Consider the following 7,101-nt stretch of genomic DNA (forward strand, 5'->3'; position numbering starts at 1 on the left):
CCTGTGGGAGAGTAGGACGCCGCCGAACAATCATTGCGGGAAGCCCCGCACCAGCCCTTCCGGGCTCGGTGCGGGGCTTTTCTGCGTTCACGGCCCCCCTGTGCCTCCGCGCCGCCGCGCCGGCGGTGTCCCCGAAGGCGTAGGGAACTTGAGGGGCCCCGACCGGGGTGGCCAGCCGGGGACGGGGTGCCCTTAGGTTTGCGCCATGGGCTATGACCTCGTCATCTTCGACAACGACGGCGTGCTGGTGGACAGTGAGCCGCTGGCCAACACCGTCCTCGCCGCGTACCTGACCGAGTTGGGGTTTCCGACCTCCTACGAGGACTCCCTGCGGGACTACATGGGGTCGTCCGTGCACCGGGTGCACGACCTGGTGCACGAGCGGACCGGGCGGCGGTTGCCCGAGGAGTTCGACCAGACGTTGCTGGAGCGCACGCTCGCCGGGTTCGAGCGGGAGCTGGAGCCCGTCGCCGGCATTGCCGACGTGCTGCGGCTGCTGCAGGAGCGAGGGATGCCGTACTGCGTGGCCTCCTCCTCCAGCCACCAGCGGATACGGGCCGGGCACCGGGCGGCCGGGCTGGGGCAGTGGTTCGAGGAGGGGCGGCTCTTCAGCGCGGAGGACGTGGGGAAGGGGAAGCCCGCGCCCGATCTGTTCCTGCATGCCGCCCGCACCATGGGAGTCGAGCCCGCGCGGTGCGTGGTGATCGAGGACAGCCCGCTCGGCGTGCAGGCCGCCGTCGCCGCCGGGATGGACGTGTACGGGTTCACGGCCATGACGCCGGCCGGACAGCTGGGCGCCGCCGACCGGCTCTTCGGCGACATGAAGGAGCTCCCGGGCCTGCTGGAACTCGGCGTGTGAGATCTCTACCCACCGGTAAGGGCCGGGCCTACGCTGTGCCGCCATGACAGACGACGTGCGGTTGCGCCGCGGGCGCGGCTCCCTGGGGTTCAGTTTCTTCGTGCAGGGCGTGACCTTCGCCCTCCTCGTCACCCGGATCCCCGCCATCCAGGACCGGTACGGCATATCCGACGGGCTGCTGCCGGCCTTCCTCGCCGCCGTGCCGGTCCTCGCCGGAGTCGCCAGCGTCGCCACCGAGCACCTCGTCCGCCGCGTCGCCCCGAGCACCGTCCTGCGCTGGGCGCAGCCGTTCGTCCTGCTGTCCCTGCTGGGGGTGGGTGCCGGACGGCAGATGTGGCACGTGGCGTTGGCGCTGGGGGCGTTCGGATTGTCCGTCGGGGCGCTCGACGCCTCCATGAACATGCTCGGGGTCAGCCTCCAGCGGGCGTACGGGCGCAGCATCATGCTCGGCTTCCATGCCGCGTACAGCCTCGGCGGGATCCTCGGGGCGTCGGCGGCCTGGGCCGGGGCGCACTGGCACCTCGACCTCTTCACCTCGTACCTGCCGGCGGTGGTCGTCCTGCTACCGCTCGTTGTCCACGGGAGCCGGTCCTACGTCGACCAGCAGGCCGGTGCCGGGCAGGTACCGGAGAAGGGGCTCGGGGCCGGCGGGTTCCGCTTGCTGCTGCCGCTGTGCCTGGTGATGGCGGCGGCGTACATCGGGGATTCGACGGTCTCCAACTGGAGTGCCAAGTACCTCCAGGACGTGCTGGGCGGTTCGGAGCAGTTGGCGACCGTCCCCTACAACGTCTACATGGTGACCACGCTGCTGGGGCGGGCCGTCGGGGACTTCGGGGTGCGGCGGTTCGGGGCGGTGGTCGTCGTGCGGATCGGGACGCTGGTCGCCGCCGGAGGGTTCGCCGTCGTCGCGGCGGCGCCCGGGGCGTGGTGGGGGATGGTCGGGTTCACGCTGCTGGGGTTCGGGCTGTGCGTGATCGTGCCGCAGACCTTCGCGGCGGCGGGGCGTGCGTTCCCGACGGCGTCGGACACGGCCATCGCCCGGCTGAACATCTTCAACTACGTCGGCTTCCTGATCGGGTCGCCGCTCGTCGGCGGGATCGGGGACGCCTGGAGCTACCGCGGAGCGATGCTCGTGCCGATGGTGTTGGTGCTGGTGACGTTGTTCCACGCCCGCTCGTTCGGCGCGGACCGCGCCCGATACGGTGTCGGGCATGAGCGGCCGCGGGTTGTTGATGTGGGACGAGGCGGTAACGAGGTATGACTTCGGACCGGGCCATCCGATGGATCCGGTGCGCCTGGCGCTGACCATGGGCCTGGTCCGCGCCTTCGGGCTGGACCGGGAGGTGGAGGTACGGGCGGCCCGTCCGGCGGGGGATTCCACGCTGCGGCTCGTCCACCGGGAGGACTACGTCGCCGCGGTACGGGAGGTGTCCGCCGACCCGGGCGTGGCCGACGGGTCGTACGGGCTGGGCACCGTGGACGATCCGGCCTTCCGCGGGATGCACGAGGCCTCCGCGCTGATCGCGGGCCAGTCGGTGGCGGGTGCCGAGGCGGTCTGGGCGGGGGAGGCCGGGCACGCCGTGAACTTCGCGGGCGGGCTGCACCACGCCATGCCGGGCGGTGCCTCCGGGTTCTGCGTGTACAACGACGCGGCGCTGGCGATCGCGCGGCTGCTGGAGCTGGGGGCCGAGCGGGTCGCGTACGTGGACGTGGACGTGCACCACGGGGACGGGGTCCAGGCGGCGTTCTGGGACGACCCCCGGGTGCTCACCGTCTCCGTGCACGAGCATCCGAGGACGCTGTTCCCGCAGACCGGCTGGCCGCAGGAGACGGGCGGGCCGGCCGCCGAGGGCTCGGCGGTGAACGTGGCGCTGCCCGCGGGGACGGGGGACGTGGGCTGGCTCCGGGCCTTCCACGCCACGGTGCCGGAGCTGTTGGCGGACTTCCGGCCCCAGGTGCTGGTGACGCAGCACGGGGCCGACACGCACTTCGAGGATCCCCTCGCGCACCTGGCGGTGTCGCTGGACGCGCAACGGGCGGTGCAGGAGGCCTGTCACCGGCTCGCGCACGAGTACGCGGACGGCAGGTGGCTGGCGCTGGGCGGCGGCGGGTACGCGGTGGTGGACGTCGTGCCGCGGTCCTGGACGCATCTGGTGGGGATCGCGGCGCACCGGCCCGTCGACCCGGCGTCGCCGGTGCCCGAGGCGTGGCGGGCCGCGGTGTACGCGCGGACCCGGCAGCCGGCGCCGGCCAGGATGACGGACGGGCGGAGTGCCGACTGGCGGGACTGGGAGGCGGGCTACGATCCGGCCGACCCGGTCGATCAGGCCGTACTGGCGACCCGCCGGGCGGTGTTCCCGCTGCGGGGTCTGCTCGCCTGAGGCGCTGCCGGGCCGTGCAGCATCGTTACGCCAAGTGTGGGGCTGTTCGGTGTAATTGATGAGCCGGCAGGTCCGGTTTGGCAGCATCGGGAGGGTGTTGAGCACCGGCGCGTTACGTGCACATCTGCTGGCCGCCCGGTTGGCCGGGCCCGTCGCGACCTCCCGCGAGGAGAGCCTGCGCAGCTATCGGCTGTTCGCGGCGCGGGATCCGCGGGTGCTGCTGGGGCTGGATCCGGAGTGGGGGTGGGGCGAGGGTGATCTGCTGAGGCTGATGGCGCAGAAGTGCGGGGTCTCGGCCGATCCGGCGCACGTCAGCGGCCCGGACGTGATCGACCCGGAGCGGACGCTGGCGGCGCTGGAGGCTTTCGCGGCGCGCTTGGGGGAGGCGGCCCGGGCGAGGGCGCCCGTACTGTTCGGGACGGGTCACCCGCACCGTCTCCTGGAGTTCTACGCCAGTTTGGCCGAGGCCCTGTCGGCGGTGGGATGTGTTGTCCTCACTCCGGCGCAGGGGGCCGGTGTCGACGTGGCGACCCGGTTCGGCGTACGCAGGCACAGCCTCGATTACGTACGGGGGGTCGCGCTGGTGCGGGAAGGCGGCGCGCGGCCGCCGGGGAGTGCCACCGGCGCGCACACCCACTCGCCGCTGCCCGTTCGGATCGCTCTGGGGGCCCTCGCGGAGGTCGGCGGGCCGCTGCCGGAACTGGTGGTGGGGGACCACGGGTGGGTCTGCGGCGCAGGTCAGCTCGGTGTGGAGGCGATCGGGCTGGCGGATACGGACGATCCGGCGCTGTTCGTCGGAGAGGCGGAAGGACGGGTGGCGGTGGCGGTTCCGGTTGATGACGCGGTGCGCGCGGACTACTACCTTCCGCTCACGCGGTACGTACTGGACCGGGCGCGTCTGCCGGCCGCGCAGGAGTGGCCGTAGCTCCTCTTCCCCACTCGTATCACACGCCCCTACTCTGGGGAGTGAGCGTGCGACGACGAGGAGTAACCGGAGGGGAAGCCGGTGCCCGTCATGCGCGGAAGGTCAAGGTGTGTCATGGCTGCTGGCGAGAGGCCTCTTTCCGAGGTTCAGTTCCTGACCGTGGCGGAGGTCGCCTCGGTGATGCGAGTGTCGAAGATGACCGTGTACCGCCTGGTGCACAACGGCCATCTGCCCGCGATCCGGGTGGGCCGGTCCTTCCGGGTCCCCGAGAACGCGGTTCACGAGTACCTCCGAGAGTCCTATGTGGGGGTGGAATCGGCCTGAGACTGACGCTCCGGCAAACTCTCCGATCCCCTCGGATTACAGGCTGAGAGCTCTGGCGGGTAGGCTAGGCCGACGTAGGTCGTGTGGGCCCAGACGCCCCGCACCGATCCCCGCTGGCGCGGGGATGTTCCGAGAAGTGAGCGAGGGTAGTCGTGGGCTCTGTTATCAAGAAGCGGCGTAAGCGGATGGCCAAGAAGAAGCACCGCAAGCTGCTCAAGCGCACCCGCGTCCAGCGCCGTAACAAGAAGTAAACGGCAGCTGTACGTGTTCTCCGCAGCCCCTCCACCATCCCGGTGGAGGGGCTGCGGTGTAGCCGGGGTTGGCGGAGGACGACGAGGAAGGCGCTGAGCTCGTGGGGAAGGTCGTGCTCGTTACCGGGGCAGCCCGGCAGCTTGGAGGCCGCTTCGTGCGGCGTGTCCAGCGTGATCCGGAGGTCGAACGGGTCATCGCGGTCGATGCGGCCCCGCCGCCGCACCGGCTCGGATCAGCCGAGTTCGTCCGTATGGACATCAGGCAGTCGTCCATCGCCCGGGTGCTGGCCGAGCACGCGGTCGACACGGTGGTCCATCTGGCGGTCACCGGGAGCGGTGCGGGGCCGGGCGGCAGCGGGAGCGCCGTCAAGGAGACCAACGTCATCGGGACGATGCAGCTGCTGGGGGCGTGCCAGAAGTCGCCGACGGTGCGGCGGCTGGTGGTGAAGTCCAGTACGAGCGTGTACGGGGGCGCCTCGCGGGACCCGGCCGTGTTCACGGAGACCACGCAGCCGAAGTCCCTGCCGTCGGGCGGCTTCGCGAAGGACGCCGTCGAGGTCGAGGCGTACGTACGGGGCTTCGCGCGAAGACGGCCGGACGTCGCGGTGTGCGTGCTGCGGTTCGCGAACATCCTGGGGCCGTACGCGGACTCCGCTCTCGCCGAGTACTTCTCGATGCGGGTCATGCCGACCGTGCTGGGCTACGACCCGCGGCTGCAGTTCGTGCACGAGGACGACGTGCTGGACGTGCTGCGGCTGGCGGCGCAGGAGCCCCGGCGGGGAACGCTGAACAGCGGGACGTTCAACATCGCGGGTGACGGCGTACTGCTGCTGTCCCAGTGCGCGCGAAGGCTGGGGCGGCCGACGGTGCCGCTGGTGCTGCCCGCGGTGACGTGGGTGGGTTCGGCGCTGCGGGCGGTCGGGGTCACCGATTTCTCCCCCGAGCAGATCAGACTCCTCACGCACGGGCGGGTCGTGGAGACCGCGCAGATGCGGGACGTGCTGGGATTCAAGCCCATGTACACGACGGCCGAGACCTTTGCCGACTTCGCGCGCAGCCGGGGCGGCGGGCTGCTGCCGCCGGAGCGGATGGGCCGGGCCGTGGACCGGGTGGCGGCCGTGCTGAGTGTGGACGGGCTGGACGTCGAGGGTGCCGGAGCCGGAGCCGTAGAGGCCGAAGAGGGAGCGCAGCGATAGTGGCGGACGCCAAGGTGATTCCGTTCGACGAGGACCGGCCGCGCAGGCGGGGTCCGGGGGCCCGGAAGGTACGGGCGGTGCCGGCCCAGGGGGCGGCGGTGGAGGCCGCCGAGCCGGCGGCGGCAGCCGAGGAGCCCGCGGGGGAGCCTTCGGGCCTGCAGGCGGGCCCGGGTTGGGAGCGGCGGCTCGCCGGCGGGCTGTCCTTCCTGCGGCGCCGGATCACCGGGGACTACGAGGTCGACGACTTCGGCTACGACAAGGAGCTGACGGACCAGGTCCTGATGTCCCTGATGCGGCCTTTGTTCGACAAGTACTTCCGGGTCGAGGTCAAGGGCATCGAGAACATCCCGGCCGAGGGCGGGGCGCTGATCGTGGCGAACCACTCGGGGACGCTGCCGCTGGACGGGCTGATGATGCAGGTGGCGGTGCACGACCGGCATCCGGCGCAGCGTCACCTGCGGCTGCTGGCGGCCGATCTGGTGTTCATGCTGCCGGTGGTGAACGAGCTGGCGCGCAAGGCGGGGCACACCCTGGCGTGTGCGGAGGACGCCCAGCGGCTGCTGGAGGCCGGGGAGCTGGTCGGGGTGATGCCCGAGGGCTTCAAGGGGATAGGGAAGCCGTTCGGAGACCGGTACAAGCTGCAGCGGTTCGGGCGGGGCGGGTTCGTGTCCACGGCGCTGCGGGCGGGCACGCCGATCGTGCCCTGCTCGATCGTGGGGGCGGAGGAGATTTATCCGATGGTCGGCAATGCGAAGACGCTGGCGCGACTGCTGGGAGTTCCGTACTTCCCGATCACGCCGACGTTTCCGTGGCTGGGGCCGCTCGGGGCGGTGCCGCTGCCGACGAAGTGGACGATCCAGTTCGGCAAGCCGATCCCGACCGACGGGTATCCGGCGGAGGCGGCGGAGGATCCGATGCTGATGTTCAACCTGACCGACGAGGTGCGGGAGCAGATCCAGCACACCCTGTACAAGCTGCTGGTGCAGCGCCGGTCCGTGTTCTTCTGAGCCGCAGCCTCCGAGCCGCCGCCTTGCGAGCAGCAGCCTTCCGAGCAGCAGTCGGGCCTTCGGGCCCCCCGCGGGGGGGGGAGGGGCGGCTGGGGTGCGGCGTGCCGAATGGGCGGACGCCGGCCTGGTGGCCCGGGCCCGGGGGCGTCCCCGGCGGC

Annotated in this window: 8 protein-coding genes; all 8 read left to right on the forward strand. The window is 71.6% G+C overall.

From position 1 onward, the window contains the following. Nucleotides 1-205 precede the first annotated feature (205 nt). The 8 genes from AC0666_RS20730 to AC0666_RS20765 all read left to right on the forward strand — a co-directional run bounded on the left by AC0666_RS20730 (nt 206) and on the right by AC0666_RS20765 (nt 6,943). Nucleotides 206-859, forward strand: a complete 654-nt coding sequence (locus AC0666_RS20730) for an HAD family hydrolase (RefSeq protein WP_468962599.1) — start codon at nt 206-208, stop codon at nt 857-859. A gap of 43 nt (nt 860-902) precedes the next feature. Then, nucleotides 903-2,120 (forward strand): MFS transporter, encoded by a 1,218-nt coding sequence (locus AC0666_RS20735; protein WP_468962602.1) that lies wholly within the window; start codon nt 903-905, stop codon nt 2,118-2,120. Further along, nucleotides 2,092-3,240, forward strand: a complete 1,149-nt coding sequence (locus AC0666_RS20740; RefSeq protein ID WP_468963491.1) for an acetoin utilization protein AcuC — start codon at nt 2,092-2,094, stop codon at nt 3,238-3,240. The genes AC0666_RS20735 and AC0666_RS20740 overlap by 29 nt, the downstream gene beginning before the upstream one ends. A gap of 94 nt (nt 3,241-3,334) precedes the next feature. Next, nucleotides 3,335-4,165, forward strand: coding sequence for a phosphatase (locus tag AC0666_RS20745; RefSeq protein WP_468962605.1), 831 nt, complete (start codon nt 3,335-3,337; stop codon nt 4,163-4,165). 114 nt (nt 4,166-4,279) lie between these two features. Further along, entirely contained in the window at nt 4,280-4,489 is a 210-nt protein-coding gene (locus AC0666_RS20750) for a helix-turn-helix domain-containing protein (RefSeq protein ID WP_008738568.1), read from the forward strand. A 152-nt stretch (nt 4,490-4,641) separates the two neighbouring features. Continuing rightward, nucleotides 4,642-4,740, forward strand: coding sequence for a 30S ribosomal protein bS22 (locus AC0666_RS20755; RefSeq protein ID WP_003948845.1), 99 nt, complete (start codon nt 4,642-4,644; stop codon nt 4,738-4,740). Between the two features lie 101 nt (nt 4,741-4,841). Then, nucleotides 4,842-5,936, forward strand: a complete 1,095-nt coding sequence (locus AC0666_RS20760) for an NAD-dependent epimerase/dehydratase family protein (RefSeq protein ID WP_468962607.1) — start codon at nt 4,842-4,844, stop codon at nt 5,934-5,936. Next, nucleotides 5,936-6,943, forward strand: coding sequence for a lysophospholipid acyltransferase family protein (locus AC0666_RS20765; protein ID WP_468962610.1), 1,008 nt, complete (start codon nt 5,936-5,938; stop codon nt 6,941-6,943). The genes AC0666_RS20760 and AC0666_RS20765 overlap by 1 nt, the downstream gene beginning before the upstream one ends. The last annotated feature ends 158 nt before the right edge of the window (nt 6,944-7,101 follow it).

Source organism: Streptomyces sp. NPDC043680 (assembly GCF_056436685.1).

Bases quoted from the DNA above. Each gene is read 5' to 3' on its own strand.
- AC0666_RS20730 (WP_468962599.1), top strand. From the start codon at position 206: ATGGGCTATGACCTCGTCATCTTCGACAACGACGGCGTGCTGGTGGAC.
- AC0666_RS20735 (WP_468962602.1), top strand. From the start codon at position 903: ATGACAGACGACGTGCGGTTGCGCCGCGGGCGCGGCTCCCTGGGGTTC.
- AC0666_RS20740 (WP_468963491.1), top strand. From the start codon at position 2,092: ATGTGGGACGAGGCGGTAACGAGGTATGACTTCGGACCGGGCCATCCG.
- AC0666_RS20750 (WP_008738568.1), top strand. From the start codon at position 4,280: ATGGCTGCTGGCGAGAGGCCTCTTTCCGAGGTTCAGTTCCTGACCGTG.